The sequence below is a fragment of the Paraburkholderia sp. JHI869 genome (assembly GCF_038900775.1).
Classification (GTDB): Bacteria; Pseudomonadota; Gammaproteobacteria; order Burkholderiales; family Burkholderiaceae; genus Paraburkholderia.
The window spans coordinates 44,189-64,675 of the sequence record NZ_JAYMSC010000034.1; the positions used below are offsets into that span (position 1 = coordinate 44,189).

A 20,487-nucleotide genomic window follows, 5' to 3' on the forward strand; every position below is an offset into this window, starting at 1 on the left:
AATAAACGGTGTTATTGCCGGTATATCGGGCGCATTAGTTTGCCGTCCGTAAAACCTTTTTTGCCGCTGCTCACATCGCTTTGCGCTGCGCTGCGTTACTGCGAATGGCAGCCTGCAGAGCCGCGCCCAGTGGGGCGCTCCCGCACGCGCGGGCATGCAAATGACGCGCCGCCGAAACGAAAGCGAGATTTGAGACGAAAGGGTTCTGTATGACGAGAGATTTCCAAAAAAGTGTGGTATCCACGCGTCAGTTTTCCCGACGTGGACGAACGCAACTTGTTTCGGACGTGTTTCGGCCGCGCTAACAGGTCAGTGCCTGAAGCGAAAACTGCGGCGAATCAAAAGAAAAAGGCGGGGAAAAGCGAGGGAGGAAAGAAAGCGAAAGCGGCCGCGAGGGCAGCGCTCAATTGCGATAAGGCGAAGGCATCGGCGGACGCGGGACCTCGCCGCCGTTGCGTGGGAACGGCCGGTAGGTGCCGCCGCGTTCCTCGTTGTAGCGGGCGACGTCTTCGCGGATCGAGCCCGCACGCACCGGCGAGTCCGCCGGCGGATGCGGCACCGGGCGCGATTCCGCGCTCACGGGCGTGATGGGGTTGCCGCGATAGCCGCCGTAGCCGCCGAAAGGCGTGCCATAGCTGTAGTCGCGACGCGGAGCTTGCTGCTGGACTTGCCCTTGCCACTGGTTCGGCGCACGGTTGCCGCCGCGCTCGTACCGGCCACCCTGGTCGGCCACGCGCATGGGCGAAGGGGCATTGCCTGCATAAGCGGCCGGGCCTCGAGCGCGTTCGGGGGCGCCGTGGTAGCCGCCGCCCCACGCCATGCCGCCGCCGCGCGGCGCCTGCATCGCGTGCATGGCGGGCATCATGGGCATGGACGGCGCGCGCGCGAAGCCGCCGCCCCCGCCGCCGTGCCCTTGAAAACCGGGCTGAGCATGGGCGAGCACAACGAGGGCCGCTAATCCGGCCCCCAAGACCCACTGTCCCAGTTTTGACAACCCTACGTGCATTGTGAAGTTTCACCTGCCCGACGTTTGCGCTTGGCAACCCGCCACTCGGGCCATGGCGGGCCAGTCCCGGGACGCACGCCGCGCTGCGCGTAACGATTGCCGCCACAACGGTTCGGGCGTCCCTTTGACGGTAATTTATGGGCGTGCCGTATGGGTGTCGAGCCAAAAGATGTTATGCCGCCCGAAGGGTTGTAACACCATGTTACTGCTGGGTTTTCCGGATCCAGCCGCGGCCTCGGAAGGCCGTCCAGCAAGGCTCTGCGGGCAAGTGTGAGAGCGGTTCGTTTTATGCTCGAGCAAGGTCAGAACATCTGAAGAATGCGCGGACTCCTGACGACTTTTGCGGCTCGGGAATGCCGCTCGCACGTCGATGAGAAATCCCGCATAAAGGACTCATCGACGTTGGCGATACATGCGTAACCGTCATTAATCGATGCTTCAAATGAATTTGCTTTTTCAATCGGCTTGCGCCGACAATAGACGTCCCGATTCACCCGTTGCACGCACATCGATCTGCGCGCAGCCAGGCGCCCAGGCGCGCACTTGAGATTGTCCGATGGCACGTCCGAAATTCCTGCCCGATAACTTCACCCTTTGCCTCGTCGGCACGGTGATTCTTGCGAGCCTGTTCCCGGTGCACGGCCAGGCCGCCACCGGTTTCAACTGGCTCACCAACGTGGCCGTCGGCCTGCTGTTCTTCCTGCACGGCGCCAAGCTCTCGCGCGAGGCGATCGTCGCCGGTGCGACGCACTGGCGGCTGCACATCGTCGTGCTGCTCAGCACCTTCGTCCTCTTTCCGGCGCTGGGCCTCGCGCTCAAGCCCGTGCTTTCGCCGCTCGTCACGCCGGCGCTCTATGCGGGCGTGCTGTTCCTTTGCACGCTGCCTTCCACGGTGCAGTCGTCCATCGCCTTTACCTCGATTGCGCGCGGCAACGTGCCCGCCGCCGTTTGCAGCGCTTCGGCGTCGAGCCTGATCGGCATCTTCGTCACGCCCGCGCTCGTGAGCCTGATCGTCACGAACCAGAGCGCGGGCAGCAGCTCGGCGTGGCACACCGTGTGGAACATCGTGCTGCAGCTGCTCGTGCCGTTCGTGGCGGGCCAGTTGCTGCGTCCCGTGATCGGCCGCTGGATCGAGCGCAACAAGGGCGTGCTCAAGTTCGTCGATCAGGGCTCGATCCTGCTCGTGGTGTTCGGCGCGTTTTCCGAGGCCGTGAACGAAGGGCTCTGGCATCACATTCCGCTCACCGCGCTCGGCGGCCTGCTCGTGGTGAATGCGGTGCTGCTCGCGCTCGCGCTCGGCATCACGATCTTCACGAGCAAGAAGCTCGGCTTCTCGCGCGCCGACCAGATCACCATCATTTTCTGCGGCTCGAAGAAGAGCCTCGCGGCCGGCGTGCCGATGGCGAAGGTCATCTTCGCCTCGAACGCCGTGGGCGCAGTCGTGCTGCCGCTCATGCTGTTCCACCAGATCCAGCTGATGGTGTGCGCGGCGCTTGCCCAGCGCTGGGGCGCCCGCGACATGAGCGCCGAGCGCGCCGCCAGCGCGGGCGACGAATCGCGCGCCGAAGCGAGCGATCGCACCGCCGCAGCCGCGCGCCGTTAAGCGTCGTTCAACACGTCATTCGGGGCGGCGAGACGTCGTCGCCCCGCTGCAGCAAACGCCGTGGCCAAGCCCCCGGCGCACCCCTCTCTCCGCTCCCCGCCGCGCATCCTCAGCGCGCCCAAAGATTGGGCTCTCCGGCACTGTCACCAAAATTTCATTTAATTCATCCGATGATATGCCGTTAAGTTCAACGTCTTCGCCCGTTCTGGCCTGTCCATGTCTGCGTCTGCTCGCGCGCCACTCCTTCACGCCACGCCCGGCGTTGGGGCACTGATCGCCCAGCGCCAGCTGCGCGCCGTCTTCCAGCCCATCGTCGATTTCGAGGGTGGCGCGATCCTCGGTTATGAAGGCCTGATTCGCGGGCCGGCCGGCTCGCCGCTCGAAACGCCCGCCGCCCTCTTCGCGCGCGCCGGCGACGAACAATGCACCGCCGCGCTCGAACGCGCCGCCGCCAGAACCTGCATCGAAACGTTCGCCGGGCTCGACTGCCCCGGCAAGCTGTTCCTCAATTTCAGCGCCGACGCGCTGCGCCAGCTCACCGCTGCCGGCGACGCCGCGCTCGCGCTCTTCGACGGCCCGATCGACCCCACGCGCGTCGTGATCGAGCTCACCGAGCAGAGCGCCATCCACGACCTGCGCAACTTCTCGCCCGTCGTCGCGGCGTTGCGCGCGGCCGGCGCCCAGTTCGCGCTCGACGACTACGGCACCGCCAACGCCAGCCTCAACCTCTGGGTGCAGTTGCAGCCCGATGTCGTGAAGATCGACCGCTTCTTCATCCACGACATCGCCAACGACGCGCTCAAGTTCGAAGCCGTGCGCGCCATGCAGCATTTCGCGCAGGCGAGCGGCGCGCGTCTCGTGGCGGAGGGCATCGAGAACGCCGCCGACCTGATCGTGCTGCGTGACATGGGCATCGACTGCGGCCAGGGCTTTTTCTTTGGCCGCCCCAACGCGGAACCGCTGCGCGTGCTCGCCCGCGAAGCGCGCGAGGCGATTCGCGCGGACCATATCGCCGTGTTTCCCGAAGCCACGCGCAACGCCGCCACGCAGCCCGCGGGCGGCGGCGCGCCCGCCAGCAAGATGCTCGTGCGCGCGCCCGCGCTGCCGCGCCAGGCGACCAATAACGACGTGCTCGACCTGTTCAACGGTCAACCCGATCTGCACGCGGTGGCCGTGGTGGAAGACGAAGCGCCCGTTGCGCTCATCAACCGGCGCGCGTTCATGGACCGCTATGCGCTGCCTTACCACCGCGAGCTGTTCGGCAAGAAAGCCTGCCTGCAATTCGCCAACGCCCAGCCCGTGCTGATCGAGCAGTCGATGACCGTCGAGCAGATGGCCACGCTCCTCGCGAGCGACGACCAGCGCTATCTCGCCGACGGCTTCGTGATCACCGACAACGGCCGCTACGCTGGGCTCGGCACAGGCGAGAGCCTCGTGCGCGCGGTGACGGAAGTGCGCATTCAGGCCGCACGCTACGCGAATCCGCTCACCTTTCTGCCGGGCAATATCCCCATCAGCTCGCATATCGAGCGCCTGCTATCGCACGACGCGGGTTTTCACGCGTGCTATGTCGACCTGAACCAGTTCAAGCCCTTCAACGATCAGTACGGCTACTGGCAGGGCGACGAAGTGCTGAAGTTTGCGGCGACGGTGCTCGCCGACGCCTGCGACCCCACGCGCGACTTCCTCGGCCACGTGGGCGGCGACGACTTCCTGATCCTGTTCCAGAGCGAGACGTGGCGCGAGCGTGCGCGCCAGGCGATAGACGCGTTCAATGACGGCGCGCAGCGCTTCTACGCGCCGGGCGACCGGCTCGCGGGCGGCATTCACGGCGAGGACCGCCACGGCAACGCCACGTTCTTCGCCTTCGTGACGATGGCGATAGGCTGTGTGCACGTAGCACCAGGCGAGAGCGCGCGGCACAGCAGCGACGCCATCGCCTCGCTGGCGGCGCTCGCCAAGCGCCGCGCGAAGCAGGACGCCACCGGGCTCGTCGTGATCGACGGCAGCACGAGCGCCAACCTCCTTCCGACGCTCGGCGCGAACCCTGGCGAAACGGCCAGCGCGTCGTAACGCGCCTGTATTTTCCCCATCTGGCAGCCCCAAAAAAGAGCGGGCCGGCCGCGCGACTCATGCCGCGCGCCGGCCCGTTGTGCTTTCGCTTCCTCGCGGCCAAGCCGTCGCTAGATCGTCCCCATCAAGACCAGCACGACCACCACGATGACGACGATGCCGAGCGTGCCCGAAGGCGCGTAACCCCAGGAACGGCTATGCGGCCACGCCGGGAACGCGCCGATGAGCAGCAGGATCAGAATGACCAGAAGCAGGGTGCCGAGCATGATGCCTCCGTAAGTCGAATGTGGGTACCCGGCTTTCCGCAACCGTCGTGCCCGCGCTCGTTTAGTCAATTTTACTAAACATAGAAGTTTGCGTTTATTTCATTGTTTACTGGTATTTACCTGGAATTCGAAACGTAGATTCGGGTTTTTGACGACGGTTTTTACTATACAATCGCCGCACACCTGACCACTCCCGGAACGCTCAACGCGCTCACCGCAAGCCAGGAATCATGGGGACAACCATTCGTGACGTCGCGCAGGCCGCCAACGTGTCGATCGGCACGGTGTCGCGCGCGTTGAAAAACCAGCCGGGTCTTTCCGAGGCCACGCGCGAGCGCATCGTCGAAGTCGCGCGCGCGCTCGGCTACGACTGCGCGCAACTGCGCCCGCGCATTCGCCGGCTCACCTTCCTGCTCCACCGTCAGCACAACAACTTCGCCGCCAGCCCGTTCTTCTCGCACGTGCTGCACGGCGTGGAAGACGCCTGCCGCGAACACGGCATCGTGCCCGCGCTGCTCACGGCCGGCCCCGCCGACGACACCGTCCAGCAGTTGCGCCTGCACGCGCCCGACGCGATCGCGGTGGCGGGTTTCGTCGAGCCGGAAATGCTCGCCGCACTCGTCGCGCTGCAACGCCCGCTCGTGCTGATCGACCTGTGGGCGTCAGGCCTGCGTTCCGTGAACATCGACAACGCGGCGGGCGCCGCGCTCGCCATGCAGCATCTGTTCGAACTGGGACGGCGGCGCATTGCGTTCATCGGCGGCTCGCTCGCGCACTACAGCATCGCGCAGCGCGCGCTCGGCTACCGGCGCGCGTTCTTCGAGGCGGGCCTCTTGTTCGACCCGTCGCTCGAAACGACCATCGACGGCGGGCTCGATCCCGACACGGGCGCATCGCTCGCCATGCAGCGTTTGATCGACGCCGCGCGCATCGAATCGCGTCCGCCGCCCGACGCCCTGTTCGCCTACAACGACGCCGCCGCCCTCGCGGCCATGCGCGTGTGCCTCGCCAACGGCCTGCGCGTGCCCGAAGACATCGCCATCATCGGTTTCGACGATATCGCAGGCGCCACGCACGCTACGCCGCCGCTCTCGACGATCGCCGTCGACAAGGAAGCGCTCGGGCGGCGCGGCGTCGAACTGCTGCTCGAAGAAACGCCTGTCACGAGCGAGATCCGTTTGCCGGTGCAGCTTGTCGCACGCGCGAGCACCCTGGGTGCGGCGACATCGAATCTCGTCGCCGCGCACGCCATCAGCCACATCGCAAGCACACCGCAAAGCGCCTGACGCGCTCTGTTGAAAACACGTTGAGACTACGCTGAAGCCACGTCCAAGCCAGAAGAGAAAGCCATGACGATGACCGACACCGCCTCCTCCGCCACCGCACAACCCGTCGCCGCGCCGGGCGTCGCGAGCTTTCGCGACCGCGGCTTCCTGCTCGGCCACGTGCAGGACACGCTGCGCTTCTACGCGCCGAACGTGCTCGATCCTTCGGGCGGCTTCTTCCACTACTTCCGCGACGACGGCTCGATCTACAACGCGCACTCGCGGCACCTCGTGAGCAGCTGCCGCTACGTCTTCAACTATGCGATGGCGTATCGCGAGTTCGGCGATCCGCAGCATCTGGAATACGCGCGTCACGGCCTGCAGTTCCTGCGCGAAGGCCACTGGGACCCGCAACTGCAAGGCTACGACTGGGAGATCGACTGGCGCGACGGCAAGAAGCGCATGCTCGACGCCACGCGCCACTGCTACGGCCTCGCGTTCGTGCTGCTCGCTTACTCGCATGCAGCGATGGCCGGCATCGAAGAAGCACGGCCGATGATCGGCGCGACCTTCGATCTGATGGAACACCGCTTCTGGGACGGCGCGGCGGGCCTCTACGCCGACGAAGCGAGCGCCGACTGGATCGTCTCGGGCTACCGCGGCCAGAACGCCAACATGCACACGACCGAGGCGCTGCTCGCGGCCTACGAGGCGACGGGCCATCTCGTGTATCTCGACCGCGCCGAGCGCGTGGCGTCGAACATCACGCTGCGCCAGGCGAAGCTCTCGCAGGGGCTCGTGTGGGAGCACTTTCACGCGGACTGGTCGGTGGACTGGCATTACAACGAGGAAGACAGCTCGAATATCTTCCGCCCGTGGGGCTTCCAGCCCGGCCATCAAACGGAGTGGGCAAAGCTTCTGCTGCTGCTCGAACGTCACCGGCCGCTGCCCTGGCTGCTGCCGCGCGCGATCGAACTCTTCGACGCCGCCATGGCGCACGCCTGGGACAACGACCACGGTGGGCTCTACTACGGCTTCGGCCCGGACGGCACCGTGTGCGATCACGACAAGTACTTCTGGGTGCAGGCGGAAACCTTCGCCACGGCGGCGCTACTCGGCAAGCGCACGGGCAACGAGCGCTTCTGGGACTGGTACGACGAAATCTGGCGCTACAGCTGGGCGAATTTCGTCGATCATCGTTATGGTGCGTGGTACCGCATCCTCACCTGCGACAACCGCAAGTACAGTGACGAGAAGAGCCCCGCCGGCAAGACCGACTATCACACCATGGGCGCGTGCTACGAAGCGCTGAACGCGCTGCCCGGACGCGGCATGGCGCCGGTCGTGGGCCGCGAGGAAGCGGCAACCAGCGGCGCGACCGGCCTGAACTGATCAGAGGAACACGACGATGAGCACTTGCAGCACCGGCCCGGACTTCTCGTCCGGCTTCCCGGCCTTCATCTCGGCCGGTGACATCCTCACCGATCTCGTGCGCACGCCCGCGCCCGAAGGCGCGCCGCACAGCTCGCCCCCGGGCGCACCCGGCATGGACTCGCACTGGCGCGCCCACCCCGGCGGCGCGGGCTGGAACGTCGCGCGCGCGGTCGCCCGCCTCGGGCTGCCCACCGCGAGCGTGGGGGCGCTTGGCGTCGACAACTTCTCGGACGAACTCTGGAACGCGAGCGTGGCCGCCGGCCTCGACATGCGCTTCATGCAGCGCGTGGAGCGCGCGCCGCTGCTCGCGATCGTGCATCAGACGCATCCGCCCGCGTACTACTTCATCGGTGACAACAGCGCCGACCTCGCCTTCGATCCCGCGAAGCTGCCCGAAGGCTGGCGCGCGCACGCGAAGTGGGCGCACTTCGGCTGCATCAGCCTTGTGCGCCAGCCGCTTGGCGAAACGCTCGCCACGCTCGCCGCCGAGCTGCGCGCGGCCGGCGTGAAGATCAGCTTCGATCCGAACTACCGCAATCTCATGGCGCACGGCTACGAGCCGATCCTGCGCCGCATGGCCGCGCTCGCCGATCTCATCAAGGTCTCCGACGAAGATCTGCGCATGCTGTTCGCCGGCAAGAGCGAGGCCGAAGCGATCGAAGCCGTGCGCGCGCTCAATCCGGCCGCCACGCTGCTCGTCACGCGCGGCGCGCAGGCGGCCACGCTCTATGCGGGCAACGAGGTGATCGAGGCAGCGCCGCCGCGCGTCGAAGTGGCCGATACGGTGGGTGCGGGCGACGCTTCCATCGGCGGGCTGCTGTTCAGCCTCATGAGCGCGCCCAAGCGCGACTGGCGCCAGCATCTCGCGTTCGCGCTCGCCGCGGGCGCGGCCGCATGCCGACGCCCCGGCGCGCATTCGCCGACGCTCGACGAAGTCGTCGCGCTCCTCGCCGACTAAAGGCTCAAGGCACGGCGCGGGGCTGACACGAAAGCGCCGCGCCGCCGTCATATGCGTGCCCCGCAGCCGCGCGGGCAACGTGCTAGCATGGAATTTCCCTCTTGTAGCGGGTCAGGCGCGACGCTTGCGCGCTTCACCGTGCGCGGCCCGATCCACGCGGCCCTTCGAGGGATTTCCTTCCACGAGGAGCACGTTATGGAAGACGTCAGCTACACCAAGGGGATCTACACGGCCGTCGCCTCTGTGCGGCCCATGAACGCCGGCCAGTACCAGGGCCTGGTCTCCCTGGCGCGCGACGACGGCGAGGAACTCGAAAACGCGGTGTATGAAGTCGAAGCCGCGTCGGGCACGCCGGAAGAGGCTCTCGAAGAAGCCAAGGCGCTGGCGCATCGCATTCTCGGCGAACTCGAACTGTAAGTCGCGGGGTGTGCCCAGCGCCCGCTCAGGAACCACTGAGGGACTGCCGGCAGCGCTGCATGAGACGGGGTGCTCTGCATGGGGCCGCACGTTGTGCGGTCGTCAGCTGTGCATGGGACCAGACGAAGTGCTGAAGCACTAACTCTGGTCGACAGGAGGTTAGCCATGTCCGAACAGCTCTTTCTTTATGGCGTCTACGCCATCCACGTGCATCCCCTCGAAATGCAGGGCGCTCGCTGGGACGCCGAGTATCAGATCACGCATCGCGACAAGGCCGTGCAGCCGTGGGTCACGGTTGGCGGCAACGCAGGCTACGACGCGCCCACGCAAGCCGTGGACGCCGCGCGCCGCCAGGCCATCGCCGATATCGAACACGGTGCGGGCATCCCGAAGCCGCACGGATTCCCGTAAGCCGCACGCTCGCCGCCGCTGCGCCTCGCTGCCGCTCACTCCTGCTCGCACCGCGGGAGTGAGGCGTTAGCGCATCGTCCCTCGCCCGCGCGACATCGCTTCGCCATTACCGTCTTGCGGTACGCTTAACGTATCGGCTTGCCGCGTTGCTTCGGCATTGCTACGCTCCTCATCCCTCTTCAGAACCGCAGGATCACCATGACGCCCGAAACGCCGGAGCGCGTCGCAAACCAGGAAGCGGCCCAGCAAGCCGAATCGGCGCCGCAGGATTCGCCAGGTGTCGACATGGACGCCTGCAAGGCCGACACCCCTGCGGGTCCGAAGCAGAAAAAGCGTGGCAAGCCGCGCAAGATGATGGTGGCCTCGCGCGAAGTGCTCGTGTACGGCATGCCGCAGGCCTGGGGCGACTTCTACCACACGGCGCTCACCATGCGCTGGCCCACGTTCTTCGCCTCGCTCGCCGCCCTCTTCCTGCTGATGAACGGCGTGTTCGCGTGCCTCTACCTGCTCGGCACCGCGCCCATCGCCAACCAGTACCCGAAGGGCTTTCTCGGCGCGTTCTTCTTCAGCGTGGAAACACTCGCGACCGTCGGCTACGGCGACATGCATCCGCAGACGCTCTACGCGCATATCGTCGCCACGTTCGAAATTTTCGTCGGCATGTCGGGCATCGCGTTGGCCACCGGCCTCGTGTTTGCGCGCTTCTCGCGTCCGCGCGCCAAGATCATGTTCGCGAGCCAGGTGGTGGTGCATCCCATCGAAGGCCGCCTGACACTCATGGCGCGCGCCGCCAACGCTCGTCAGAACGTGATTGCCGAAGCGGGCGCGAAACTGCGGCTCATCCGCATCGAGACCTCGTCGGACGGCTATCGCGCGCGGCGCATCCACGACCTCAAGCTCGTGCGCGACCAGCATCCGCTTTTCACGCTGGGCTGGAATCTCATGCACGTGATCGACGAGTCGAGCCCGCTCTACGGCGTCACGCCCGAGATGCTGGCCGAGCAGCACGCCACGCTCCATGTCGTGATCGAGGGCTCCGACGAGTCCACCGCGCAGACCATGCAGGCGCGCTTTAGCTGGTCGGACCGGCAGATCCGCTGGCATTACCGCTACGTCGACCTGATGACCGACGCGGACGGCGTGAGCACGATGGACTACACGCACTTTCACGATGTCGTGCCGTTCGACGGCGCGAGGCCTTACGGGCCGCGCGTGATCTGACGGATTGATCCGAAGACCAATTCGGACCGGGTCGCGCAGACGGGATCGCGCCGGGGCAGGGAAAATCTCTCTCCAAATTCGCCCGGCGCGGGCAGGCTCTCGCGCGAATAGCCGGTGCGATCGAAGAGTTAGCAAAAAATTTCCGTCATTGGCGAGAAAAAATAGAGTCTCTTTCGCCGCTCTCCCAAAAGAGCCATGCGAATGCAATAGAACGGAGACTCCCCCCAATGACCGCGCGCCCCGCGTTCGGCGACACGCCTGCTTCGCCGCCTCTCGCTGATTACAAGCTCACCGACAACCTCACCGCCACGCGCGGCCGCATCTTCCTGACCGGCACGCAGGCGCTGATCCGCCTGCCGCTCATGCAACGCGCGCTCGACCGCGCGCACGGGCTGAACACCGCGGGCTTCATCAGCGGCTATCGCGGCTCGCCGCTCGGCATGGTCGACCAGCAAGCGTGGAAGGCGAAGAAACTGCTCGAAGCCGCCGACGTGCGCTTCCTCCCCGCCATCAACGAAGAGCTGGGCGGCACCGCCGTGCTCGGCACGCAGCGTGTGGAAGCCGACCCGGAGCGCACCGTCGAAGGCGTGTTCGCGATGTGGTACGGCAAGGGCCCGGGCGTCGATCGCGCCGGCGACGCGCTCAAGCACGGCAACGCCTACGGTTCGTCGCCGCACGGCGGCGTGCTCGTGGTGGCCGGCGACGACCACGGCTGCGTGTCGTCGTCCATGCCGCATCAGAGCGACTTTGCGTTGATGGCGTGGCACATGCCTGTCGTGAATCCGTCGAACATCGCCGACATGCTCGAATTCGGCCTGTATGGATGGGCGCTCTCGCGCTACTCGGGCACGTGGGTGGGCTACAAGGCGATTTCGGAAACGGTGGAGTCGGGCTCGACCGTCGATCTCGATGGAATCAAGACCGACTGGCAAGCTCCCGAAGGCTTCACACCACCGCCCGGCGGCCTGCACAACCGCTGGCCCGATCTGCCGAGCCTCGCCATCGAGCAGCGTCTGGCCGCCAAGCTCGACGCCGTGCGCCACTTCGCGCGCATGAACAGCATCGACAAGTGGATCGCGCCGAGCCCGCACGCGAACGTGGGCATCGTCACCTGCGGCAAGGCGCACCTGGATCTGATGGAAACGCTGCGCCGCCTCGATCTCACCATCGAGGATCTGGATCGCGCGGGCGTGCGCATCTACAAGGTGGGCCTGTCGTTCCCGCTGGAGATGTCGCGCATCGACGCGTTCGTCTCCGGCCTCACCGACGTGCTCGTGATCGAAGAGAAGGGGCCGGTGATCGAGCAGCAGATCAAGGACTACCTCTACAACCGCAAGGAAGGCGCGCGCCCCACGGTGATCGGCAAGCATGCCGAAGACGGCACGCTGCTGCTCTCCGAGCTTGGCGAACTGCGTCCCTCGCGCATCCTTCCCGTGTTCGCCGCGTGGCTCGCGAAGCACCGGCCCGCGCTCGACCGCCGCGAACGCGTGGTCGATCTCGTCGCGCCGCAAATCCTCTCGAACGCCGCCGACGCCGTGCGCCGCACGCCCTACTTCTGCTCGGGCTGCCCGCACAACACGTCGACGAAGGTGCCCGAAGGCTCGATTGCGCAGGCCGGCATTGGCTGCCACTTCATGGCTTCGTGGATGGAGCGCGACACGACTGGCCTGATCCAGATGGGCGGCGAAGGCGTGGACTGGGCCGCGCACTCGATGTTCACGAAGATGCCGCACGTGTTCCAGAATCTCGGCGACGGCACCTACTTTCATTCCGGCATCCTCGCGATTCGCCAGGCGGTGGCGGCGAAGACCAACATCACCTACAAGATCCTTTACAACGACGCCGTGGCGATGACGGGCGGCCAGCCCGTGGACGGTAGCATTTCCGTGCCGCAGATCGCGCGCCAGGTGGAGGCCGAGGGCGTCTCGCGCTTCATCGTGGTGAGCGACGAGCCCGAGAAGTACGACGGCCATCATGGTCTGTTCCCGAAGGGCACGACGTTCCATCACCGCAGCGAACTCGACACGGTTCAGCGCGAACTGCGCGAAACGCCGGGCGTGACCGTGCTGATCTACGACCAGACCTGCGCCGCCGAAAAACGCCGACGCCGCAAGAAGGGCGAATTCCCCGACCCGGACAAGCGCCTCTTCATCAACGAGGAAGTGTGCGAAGGCTGCGGCGATTGCGGCGTGCAGTCGAATTGCCTTTCGGTCGAGCCGGTGGAAACGGAATTGGGCCGTAAGCGCCGCATCGATCAGTCCTCGTGCAACAAGGACTATTCGTGCGTGAACGGCTTCTGCCCGAGCTTCGTGACGATCGAAGGCGGCAAGCTCAAGAAGGCCGCGGGTGCGGCGTTTGATCCGCAGGCGCTCGCCGCGCGCGTGAATGCGCTGCCTGTTCCGGCCACGCATCTGGACAACGCGCCCTACGACATCCTCGTGACGGGCGTGGGCGGCACGGGTGTCGTGACCGTGGGCGCGCTCATCAGCATGGCCGCGCATCTGGAAGGCAAGAGCGCTTCGGTGCTCGACTTCATGGGCTTCGCGCAGAAGGGCGGCTCGGTGCTCTCGTTCGTGCGCTTCGCCGCGACGGACGCGCTACTCAACCAGGTGCGTATCGATACACAGCAAGCCGACCTGCTGCTCGCCTGCGACATGGTGGTGGGCGCGAGCGCCGACGCGCTGCAAACGGTGCGCCACGACCGCACGCGTATCGTCGTGAACACGCATGAGATTCCGAACGCGTCGTTCGTGCAGAACCCGGAAGCTAACCTGCACGCCGATGCGCTGCTCGCGAAGATGCGGCACGCGGCGACCAATGGGGCGACTTCAGCGCAAGATCCGCTCTCAGCATGCGACGCCCAGGCACTCGCGCAGCGCTATCTCGGCGACACCATCGGCGCGAACATCGTGATGCTCGGCTTTGCGTGGCAGCTCGGCCTCGTGCCGGTTTCGCTCGCGGCGCTCACGCGTGCCATCGAGCTGAACAATGTGGCCGTGCAAGCGAACCTGTTCGCGTTCTCCATCGGCCGTATGGCGGCCGCCGATCCGGCTGCACTCGAAGCGCTCGACACGCAACGCGCGGCAGCCGCAAAGGCCACGGCACGCAAGCTCACGCAGACGCTCGACGAACTGATCGCCGACCGCGAAGCGCGTCTGCTCGCCTACGGCGGCGCGAGCTACGTGAAGCGATATCGCACGCTGGTCGATGCGGCCCGAAGCGCGGATAAGAGCACCGAGCAATCGCTCGCACGCGCCGTCGCGACCACGTTCTATCGGCTGCTGGCCGTGAAGGACGAATACGAAGTCGCGCGCCTGCACGCCGACCCGGCGTTCCGCGCCGCGCTCGAAGCGCAGTTCGAAGGCACGGCCGGCAGCGACTTCACCGTGAAGTTCAACCTCGCGCCGCCGCTCATCGCGCGCGAGAAGAACGGCCAGCCTCCGCGCAAGATGCAGTTCGGCCAGTGGCTGTGGAGCGCGTTCGGGCTGCTGAAGAAGGGCCGCAGCGTGCGCGGCACGTGGCTCGATCCGTTCGGCAAGACGCTGGAGCGCCGCATGGAGCGCGCACTCGCCGGCGATTACGAGGCGACGCTGCGCGGTGCGTTCGCAAGCCTCACCGCTGAAAACGCCGACGACATCGCCAAGCTCGCGAGCCTGCATCAGCGTGTGCGCGGCTATGGCCACGTGAAGCTCGCGAACCTCGCGGCGGTGAAGCGCAGCGAGCGCGAACTGGCGGCGCGCCTTGCCATCGACGTGAAGACGAGCGCGGCTGTGCAGGAAGCGCTTGCGTCGTTCAAGGGTGCGGGCGCGTTGCGCGGCATTCCGGTGGTGGTGGCGAAGTAAGGTGAAGTGAAGCCACGAAGCGCGCGCCGTTCATCTGGATGGCGCGCGCTTTTTTTATGGGTCAGGCGTCGAGCAGAGTACGCACGCGCCGCACCTTGTTTTCGTCGACGGGAGCGAGTCCCTTGCCGTCAACGCGCACGCCCGAGCCGAAGTGAACCGCACGCACTTGCGTTGCGCTCACGAAATCCGCAACACGATCGACCGTCAATCCCGCGCCCGCGAGCACCGTGCAATGCGTATGCGCCGTGCGTTGCACGAGCGTTGCGATTTGCGCCTGCGCATCGAGCACCGAAGGCTTGCCGCCCGAGGTGAGCACATTCGTTACGGCTTCGAAACCAAGCAGCACGTCGAACGCTTCCAGCAGATCGCGCGCTTCGTCGAACGCGCGATGAAACGTGAGCGGCATGCCATCGGCGGCGTCGATGGCGCGCTGCAATCCGTCGCGATCCACTTCACGCGAAGGCGTGAGCATGCCGATCACCACGGCATTCGCGCCCGCCAGCTTTGCCGCGCGCACATCGCGCAGCATCACCGCGTAATCATTCGAATCGTAAATAAACGATCGGCTGTGCGGCCGCACGATCACGTTCACGGGAATCGTCACCGCCTCGACCACGGCTTCGATCATGCCGATGCTCGGCGTGAGGCCGCCCTCGCCCATCGCCGTGACGAGTTCGAGACGATCCGCGCCGCCGCGCTCGGCGGCTTGCGCATCGGCGACCGTGGTCGCGATGACTTCCAGCACTACCCGTTCATGTTGCATGCTTTGCGCGCCATGTCGTGAAGAACACGACATGATCGCAGATGCACGCCTACTCGAACCAGTCGATATCGCCGCACAGCACGCACAGGCGCTCGCCCACCTGCACCGCCATCGAAAGCGTCAGGCACGGCAGTGCCTCGTTGATCGACAGATACGGTCCGGTCACATGCACGCGCCCAGGCATAACGAGCGCCGAGCGGAAGTACGGCCTGCGCAACCAGCTCGCGCCTTGTGCGTCTTCCAGCGGCAGAAAGCGCGCATCGCGCTCCGCGCGATCGACGCGCAGCACCACGTTGCGGCCCGCCTGCCTGCCGTTCGAATCGAGCAAATAGCAGCGCGCCGCGTGATCGAGCGCGAGGAAGTTCCAGCACACCTCTTCCATCGGCTCGCCAGCCGTTAGCCGTTCGGCCGCGCGTTCGAACGCGCGCTGATAGGGCACAAGCTTGCTCGTCTCGCCGCGCTCGCGCGTTTCGGTCTGCTGACGAAACCGCTCCGTCGCCTCGGCGATCACACCTTGCACCTGCGCGGCGTCGGTGAGCCCGGGCGCGGGCCGCGCGAAAAAGAAGCCCTGCACGAAGTCCGCATTGCACGCGAGCGCGAGCTGCGCCTCGTGCTCCGTTTCCACGCCTTCGATCAGCACGAGCTTGCCCGCGTCGTGCAGCAGCGCCACCAGAGCGGGCAGCGTCGCGGCCATGTCGGCGCGATGCTGCGCGTGCATGAGCATGATGCGGTCGAGCTTCACGATGTCGGGATTGAGCTGCCACACGCGGCCAATGTCGACGTTGCCCGCGCCGAAGTCGTCGAGCGCCACCAGAAAGCCGCGCTCGCGAAACGTCGCCACGGCCTGCGCGAGGGCGTCGAGGTCGGTCGCGTCGTCTTCCAGCACTTCGAGCACCACGCGCCGCGGCGCGATGTTCAGCCGCCGCAGGTTCGCGAGCAGCGCCGCCGAGTGGTACGCCTCGATCAGCGTGCCCGGATGCACGTTGAGAAAGAGCCACTCGCGCTCCGCGCCCAGCAGCGCGAAGTTCTCCAGATGCAGCCCCTGGGCGAGCCGGTCCACCAGCAGCGCTTCGCCCACTCGCGCGGCGTCGCCGAACACGTCGAGCGGCGAAACCGGGCGGTCGAGTGGATCGTGCGCGCGCAGCAGCCCTTCGTAGCCCACCGCACGCATGTGCGAAAGGCTGAACACCGGCTGGAACACGCTCGTGAGCGTGAGGTCGCCGTGGTGTGCGCTGTAGCGCTGCAGCCCCGAAGTGACGCTGAGATCGAAGCCGTGGGGGGCCACGGCCGTTTTGTCCTGTTGCTCTGTGATCATGCCATCCTCTAGCGCGTAGGAAGGACGCTGCAGTCCGCCTTTACACGGCCTGCGCTTTCCTCCGTAGCCTGATTTTCATTGCGTCACAGGAGGGATCAAGCAAGGTCCGTGCTCGCTCGCACTGCGATCTGGCACGCATCGGGAAATGCTTGTGCGCCCATCGCGTGCGCAGCGATTGGGCACGCCATGCACCGTGCGAGACCTCGCGAGGTGCACCGATATCGTGCGCCTTTCCACGCGCCTTTGCTTCGGTGGTGGCGCACATAGCCGGACAAATTGCCGCATTTTCGGCAAATGTGGCGCTCGCCGCACCTTCGCCTGCGCGCTTCGCGGCGGCTTACACACTCGTCAGGCTAAACTGTCCCGCGACCGGCGCGCCCCTCTCTAATGCGCGCCAGAACGCAGTGCCGCACCGCGCGTGAAAAGAGGCGCCTGTCCCCTCTTCAGCGCTTCCTCGCTTTGCCCCCGCTAAGTATTTCGATGGACATCCTCTTCACCGTTCTCATTCTGCTGCTTGCTGTCGCCGTGTCCGGCGTCATCACGCGCACCGTGCCCGTCAAGCTGCCGTTGCCGCTCGTGCAGATCGGCATTGGCGCGCTGCTCACGTTTCCGCTCGTGAATCCGCACGTCACGTTCGATCCCGACATCTTCATGGCGCTGTTCATTCCGCCGCTGCTGTTCGCGGACGGCTGGCGCATGCCCAAGCGCGAGTTCTTCATGCAGCGGCGCGCGATCCTCATGCTCGCGCTCGGCCTCGTGCTGCTGACGGTGGTGGCCGTGGGCTACTTCGTGCACTGGCTCGTGCCGCAGATTTCGCTGCCTGTGGCCTTCGCGCTCGCCGCCGTGCTATCACCCACCGACGCCGTCGCACTCGCTGGCATCGCCGGCAAGGACCGGATTCCCTCGCAGCTCATGCACATCCTCGAAGGCGAAGCGCTGATGAACGACGCGTCGGGCCTCGTCGCGCTCAAGTTCGCCGTGGCGGCCGCGCTCACCGGCTATTTCTCGCTGCGCGCGGCGACGCTCAGCTTCTTCCTGATCGCGGCGGGCGGTCTCGCGCTGGGGGCGGTGATCGGCTGGCTTTTCAGCTTTGTCTCCGAGCGCTTTCTCAACGTGAATGAGGAAGGCGACCCCGCGCCCGGCGTCGTGCTCACCTTGCTGATTCCGTTCGCGGCGTATCTGTTCGCCGAGCACCTCGAAGTGTCCGGTGTGCTCGCGGCCGTGTCCGCCGGCATGACGATGAACTACACGAGCGTCGCGCACAAAGGGCCGGTGTCGACCCGCGTGCGCGCGTCGAGCACCTGGTCGATGATCGAGTTCGTCTTCAACGGCATGGTGTTCACGCTGCTCGGCCTGCAGTTCCCGGGCATTCTCGGCAAGGCGCTGCTCGACGCGCACCACACGAGCAACGTGCAGATGCTGCGTCTCATCGGCTATATCGCCGCCGTGCTCGTGGCGCTCTACGCCATGCGCTTCGGCTGGGTCTGGCTGCTGCGCTGGGTGGCGAGCCGCGGCGCCGCGCGTCACGGCGTGGCGAACGCGGTGCCCGGCCTGCGCACCGTGGCGATCACGACGGTGGCGGGCGTACGCGGCGCGGTGACGCTCGCGGGCGTGCTCTCGCTGCCCGTGGCGCTCGCCAACGGCAGCCCGCTGCCGGGACGCGACAGCGCCATTTTCATCGCGACGGGCGTGATCCTCGCGTCGCTGCTGGTGGCGATCGTGGGCCTGCCGCTCCTGCTGCGCGGCGTGCGGCGCGGCGCGCAGGGACCGCACGCGGCCGAGGAGCGCCAGGCGCGCATCCAGGCGGCGCAGGCAGGCATCCGCGCCGTCGATGCGGTGCACGAAAAGGTGAGCGAGGATCTCGACGAATCGGAAGCCACCTACGCCGCCGACACGACCGCGCGCGTGATGGACACCTACCGCCGGCGCCTCGCCTCGCTCGACGCCGACCGCGACCGCAGCGCGAACGCGCGCCGCTCGGACGCGCTGGAGCTGCAAATGCGCCTGGCCGGCATGCGCGCAGAACGCGCGACGCTGCTCAAGCTGCGCAACCAGATGCAGATCAACGACGAAACATTGGCGAAGCTGATGCGCGAAGTCGATCTCTCGGAAACGGCGATGACGACGCGCGGACGCAATCGCAACTGAGCGTAGGCGCGATGCGCACGCTTGGGTCGACAGAATGAAGGGGTGAAAACGCGGCGCCGAGAACCGGCGCCGCGTGTCACGGTGAAGCTTAGACCGCGGCTTCCTGCGCCGGCTTGCGGCGCAGCAGAGCGTAGAGAATGATGGCGCCGAACGTGGCGGTGCCGATGCCGCCCAGGCCAAAGCCGCCGAGCTTGAGCGAGAAGTCGCCCGCGCCGAGCACGAGCGTGACGGCAGCGACGATGAGGTTGCGGTTGTCCGAGAAGTCCACCTTGTTGACGACCCAGATGCGCGCGCCGGTCACGGCAATGAGACCGAACACGACGATCGAAACGCCACCCAGCACCGGGCCCGGAATCGTCTGAATGACGGCGCCGAACTTCGGCGAGAAACCGAGCACGATCGCGATGACCGCGGCGATCACGAACACGAGCGTCGAGTAGATTTTCGTGACGGCCATCACGCCGATGTTTTCCGCGTAGGTCGTCACGCCCGTGCCGCCCGCGAAGCCCGAGACGATCGTGGCGAGCCCGTCGCCGATGAACGCGCGGCCCACGTAGCGGTCGAGGTTGTAGCCCGTCATTGCCGAGACCGCCTTGATGTGGCCGAGGTTTTCCGCCACCAGAATCACGGCGATCGGCACGAGCAGCGTCATGGCGTGCGGGTCGAACACGGGCGCGGTGAACTTCGGCATGCCGAACCAGGCGGCGTTCGCGACGATCGAGAAGTCGATCGGCTTGCCGAGGCCCATGCCGTTCGTGATGATCGCGTAGAACACGTACGCAATCAGCAGACCGACGAGAATCAGCAGGCGCTGCAGCATGCCGCGCGTGAACACGGCCACGCCGCCCACGCAGAGCACGGTGACGATCGCCATCCACGAGTCGAAGGTCGAACCGCTCACGCCCTTCACCGCGATGGGCGCGAGATTCAGCCCGATCACGCAGACGATCGCACCGGTCACCACCGGCGGCATGAGCGTTTCGATCCACTTGGTGCCGACGGCAGAAACGAGCAGGCCGATCAGCGTATAAACCACGCCGCACGCGATGATGCCGCCGAGCGCCACGGGAATGTTGGGATTGGGTCCCTGCCCGCCGTAGCCCGTCACGGCGATCACGAGGCCGATGAACGCGAAGCTCGAACCGAGATAGCTCGGCACGCGCCCGCCCACTACCACGAAGAACAGCAGTGTGCCGACACCGGACATGAAGATGCACAGGTTCGGGTCGAAGCCCATGAGCAGCGGTGCGAGGACGGTCGATCCGAACATGGCGACGACGTGCTGCACGCCCATGGCGAACATCTGCGGCCAGGCAAGGCGCTCGTCGGGGGCCACGACGCTGCGGGAGTCACCCGTCTGTGCGCGCCAGCGGGGGAAATAGGAGTCGGACATGGGTTCCTCTCGTGCCTCTTGTCGGCGTGATTTGCGGTCTGGTTGTGGTTTTGATTGTTGGCGCGCACGCGTTGATGCAACGGCCGCCCTTGATGCAGATCAGGCGGGAGTGTACGGAGCCGCAAACGACGTGGCAAGCCGGATGTCGGGCGTCCGAAACAATCCCGGCGGCCGTCGATACGAGGTCTTAAGTGAATACCGAATGGAGTTTAAGACTCCTCCTATATTCGGGGCGGGATACCAGACCTAGACTGACGTTGCTGCGTGTCCCCATGACAGTTCATGCAGAGGTTGTAAGTTGTAAACTCTCCGACTTCTCCGCTCTCGCTCCCCCGCTTGAGCGGTTTTTTTTTGCCCGCGCGATTTGAGCCT

General features: G+C 66.1%; 15 protein-coding genes. 10 read left to right on the top strand and 5 right to left on the bottom strand.

Annotated elements, in window-relative coordinates:
• Window positions 1–403: 403 nt before the first annotated feature.
• On the bottom strand, window positions 404–970 hold the full coding sequence (locus VSR72_RS36345; RefSeq protein WP_342957062.1) for a hypothetical protein: 567 nt from the start codon (window positions 968–970) through the stop codon (window positions 404–406).
• A 592-nt stretch (window positions 971–1,562) separates the two neighbouring features.
• Here VSR72_RS36345 and VSR72_RS36350 point away from each other — a divergent pair.
• Both VSR72_RS36350 and VSR72_RS36355 read left to right on the top strand, forming a co-directional pair.
• Complete coding sequence (locus VSR72_RS36350) at window positions 1,563–2,609, top strand: bile acid:sodium symporter family protein (RefSeq protein ID WP_342957063.1); 1,047 nt, start codon at window positions 1,563–1,565, stop codon at window positions 2,607–2,609.
• Between the two features lie 216 nt (window positions 2,610–2,825).
• The gene (locus VSR72_RS36355) at window positions 2,826–4,682 is read left to right on the top strand and encodes a phosphodiesterase (protein WP_342957064.1); all 1,857 of its coding nucleotides are present in this window, start codon (window positions 2,826–2,828) and stop codon (window positions 4,680–4,682) included.
• Window positions 4,683–4,792: 110 nt separating this feature from the next.
• On the opposite strand, the gene VSR72_RS36360 is transcribed toward VSR72_RS36355, so the two are convergent.
• Complete coding sequence (locus VSR72_RS36360) at window positions 4,793–4,948, bottom strand: DUF3309 family protein (protein WP_042296285.1); 156 nt, start codon at window positions 4,946–4,948, stop codon at window positions 4,793–4,795.
• A gap of 230 nt (window positions 4,949–5,178) precedes the next feature.
• Between VSR72_RS36360 and VSR72_RS36365 the strand changes: the two genes are divergently transcribed.
• From VSR72_RS36365 to VSR72_RS36395, 7 genes are all read left to right on the top strand, one after another.
• Window positions 5,179–6,234: a LacI family DNA-binding transcriptional regulator gene (locus VSR72_RS36365; RefSeq protein ID WP_342957065.1), complete on the top strand. Its 1,056-nt coding sequence runs from the start codon at window positions 5,179–5,181 to the stop codon at window positions 6,232–6,234.
• A 69-nt stretch (window positions 6,235–6,303) separates the two neighbouring features.
• A complete protein-coding gene (locus tag VSR72_RS36370) occupies window positions 6,304–7,605 on the top strand; it encodes an AGE family epimerase/isomerase (protein ID WP_342957103.1) in 1,302 nt (433 codons plus the stop codon).
• Window positions 7,606–7,621: 16 nt separating this feature from the next.
• The gene (locus VSR72_RS36375; RefSeq protein WP_342957066.1) at window positions 7,622–8,605 is read left to right on the top strand and encodes a carbohydrate kinase; all 984 of its coding nucleotides are present in this window, start codon (window positions 7,622–7,624) and stop codon (window positions 8,603–8,605) included.
• 195 nt (window positions 8,606–8,800) lie between these two features.
• Window positions 8,801–9,022 carry a hypothetical protein gene (locus VSR72_RS36380; RefSeq protein ID WP_028201740.1) on the top strand — a complete coding sequence of 74 codons (222 nt, stop codon included), beginning with the start codon at window positions 8,801–8,803 and terminating at the stop codon, window positions 9,020–9,022.
• Window positions 9,023–9,187: 165 nt separating this feature from the next.
• Window positions 9,188–9,433: a hypothetical protein gene (locus tag VSR72_RS36385; protein WP_342957067.1), complete on the top strand. Its 246-nt coding sequence runs from the start codon at window positions 9,188–9,190 to the stop codon at window positions 9,431–9,433.
• A gap of 285 nt (window positions 9,434–9,718) precedes the next feature.
• Window positions 9,719–10,654, top strand: a complete 936-nt coding sequence (locus VSR72_RS36390) for an ion channel (RefSeq protein WP_342957104.1) — start codon at window positions 9,719–9,721, stop codon at window positions 10,652–10,654.
• 227 nt (window positions 10,655–10,881) lie between these two features.
• On the top strand, window positions 10,882–14,496 hold the full coding sequence (locus VSR72_RS36395; RefSeq protein ID WP_342957068.1) for an indolepyruvate ferredoxin oxidoreductase family protein: 3,615 nt from the start codon (window positions 10,882–10,884) through the stop codon (window positions 14,494–14,496).
• A gap of 61 nt (window positions 14,497–14,557) precedes the next feature.
• On the opposite strand, the gene VSR72_RS36400 is transcribed toward VSR72_RS36395, so the two are convergent.
• Together VSR72_RS36400 and VSR72_RS36405 are read right to left on the bottom strand one after the other, a co-directional pair.
• On the bottom strand, window positions 14,558–15,259 hold the full coding sequence (locus VSR72_RS36400; protein ID WP_342957069.1) for a copper homeostasis protein CutC: 702 nt from the start codon (window positions 15,257–15,259) through the stop codon (window positions 14,558–14,560).
• A 49-nt stretch (window positions 15,260–15,308) separates the two neighbouring features.
• Window positions 15,309–16,574 (bottom strand): EAL domain-containing protein, encoded by a 1,266-nt coding sequence (locus VSR72_RS36405; RefSeq protein ID WP_342957070.1) that lies wholly within the window; start codon window positions 16,572–16,574, stop codon window positions 15,309–15,311.
• Between the two features lie 480 nt (window positions 16,575–17,054).
• Between VSR72_RS36405 and VSR72_RS36410 the strand changes: the two genes are divergently transcribed.
• Window positions 17,055–18,722, top strand: coding sequence for a Na+/H+ antiporter (locus tag VSR72_RS36410; RefSeq protein ID WP_342957071.1), 1,668 nt, complete (start codon window positions 17,055–17,057; stop codon window positions 18,720–18,722).
• A gap of 88 nt (window positions 18,723–18,810) precedes the next feature.
• Here VSR72_RS36410 and VSR72_RS36415 read toward each other — a convergent pair whose 3' ends face one another.
• Window positions 18,811–20,115, bottom strand: a complete 1,305-nt coding sequence (locus VSR72_RS36415; protein WP_342957072.1) for a solute carrier family 23 protein — start codon at window positions 20,113–20,115, stop codon at window positions 18,811–18,813.
• Window positions 20,116–20,487: the final 372 nt, after the last annotated feature.

Excerpts from the sequence above, each read along its gene's own strand:
- VSR72_RS36395 (WP_342957068.1), top strand. The coding sequence starts at position 10,882 with ATGACCGCGCGCCCCGCGTTCGGCGACACGCCTGCTTCGCCGCCTCTC.
- VSR72_RS36385 (WP_342957067.1), top strand. The coding sequence starts at position 9,188 with ATGTCCGAACAGCTCTTTCTTTATGGCGTCTACGCCATCCACGTGCAT.
- VSR72_RS36350 (WP_342957063.1), top strand. The coding sequence starts at position 1,563 with ATGGCACGTCCGAAATTCCTGCCCGATAACTTCACCCTTTGCCTCGTC.
- VSR72_RS36400 (WP_342957069.1), bottom strand. The coding sequence starts at position 15,259 with ATGCAACATGAACGGGTAGTGCTGGAAGTCATCGCGACCACGGTCGCC.
- VSR72_RS36355 (WP_342957064.1), top strand. The coding sequence starts at position 2,826 with ATGTCTGCGTCTGCTCGCGCGCCACTCCTTCACGCCACGCCCGGCGTT.
- VSR72_RS36390 (WP_342957104.1), top strand. The coding sequence starts at position 9,719 with ATGGACGCCTGCAAGGCCGACACCCCTGCGGGTCCGAAGCAGAAAAAG.
- VSR72_RS36415 (WP_342957072.1), bottom strand. The coding sequence starts at position 20,115 with ATGTCCGACTCCTATTTCCCCCGCTGGCGCGCACAGACGGGTGACTCC.
- VSR72_RS36375 (WP_342957066.1), top strand. The coding sequence starts at position 7,622 with ATGAGCACTTGCAGCACCGGCCCGGACTTCTCGTCCGGCTTCCCGGCC.
- VSR72_RS36405 (WP_342957070.1), bottom strand. The coding sequence starts at position 16,574 with ATGATCACAGAGCAACAGGACAAAACGGCCGTGGCCCCCCACGGCTTC.
- VSR72_RS36370 (WP_342957103.1), top strand. The coding sequence starts at position 6,304 with ATGACCGACACCGCCTCCTCCGCCACCGCACAACCCGTCGCCGCGCCG.
- VSR72_RS36380 (WP_028201740.1), top strand. The coding sequence starts at position 8,801 with ATGGAAGACGTCAGCTACACCAAGGGGATCTACACGGCCGTCGCCTCT.
- VSR72_RS36365 (WP_342957065.1), top strand. The coding sequence starts at position 5,179 with ATGGGGACAACCATTCGTGACGTCGCGCAGGCCGCCAACGTGTCGATC.
- VSR72_RS36410 (WP_342957071.1), top strand. The coding sequence starts at position 17,055 with ATGGACATCCTCTTCACCGTTCTCATTCTGCTGCTTGCTGTCGCCGTG.
- VSR72_RS36360 (WP_042296285.1), bottom strand. The coding sequence starts at position 4,948 with ATGCTCGGCACCCTGCTTCTGGTCATTCTGATCCTGCTGCTCATCGGC.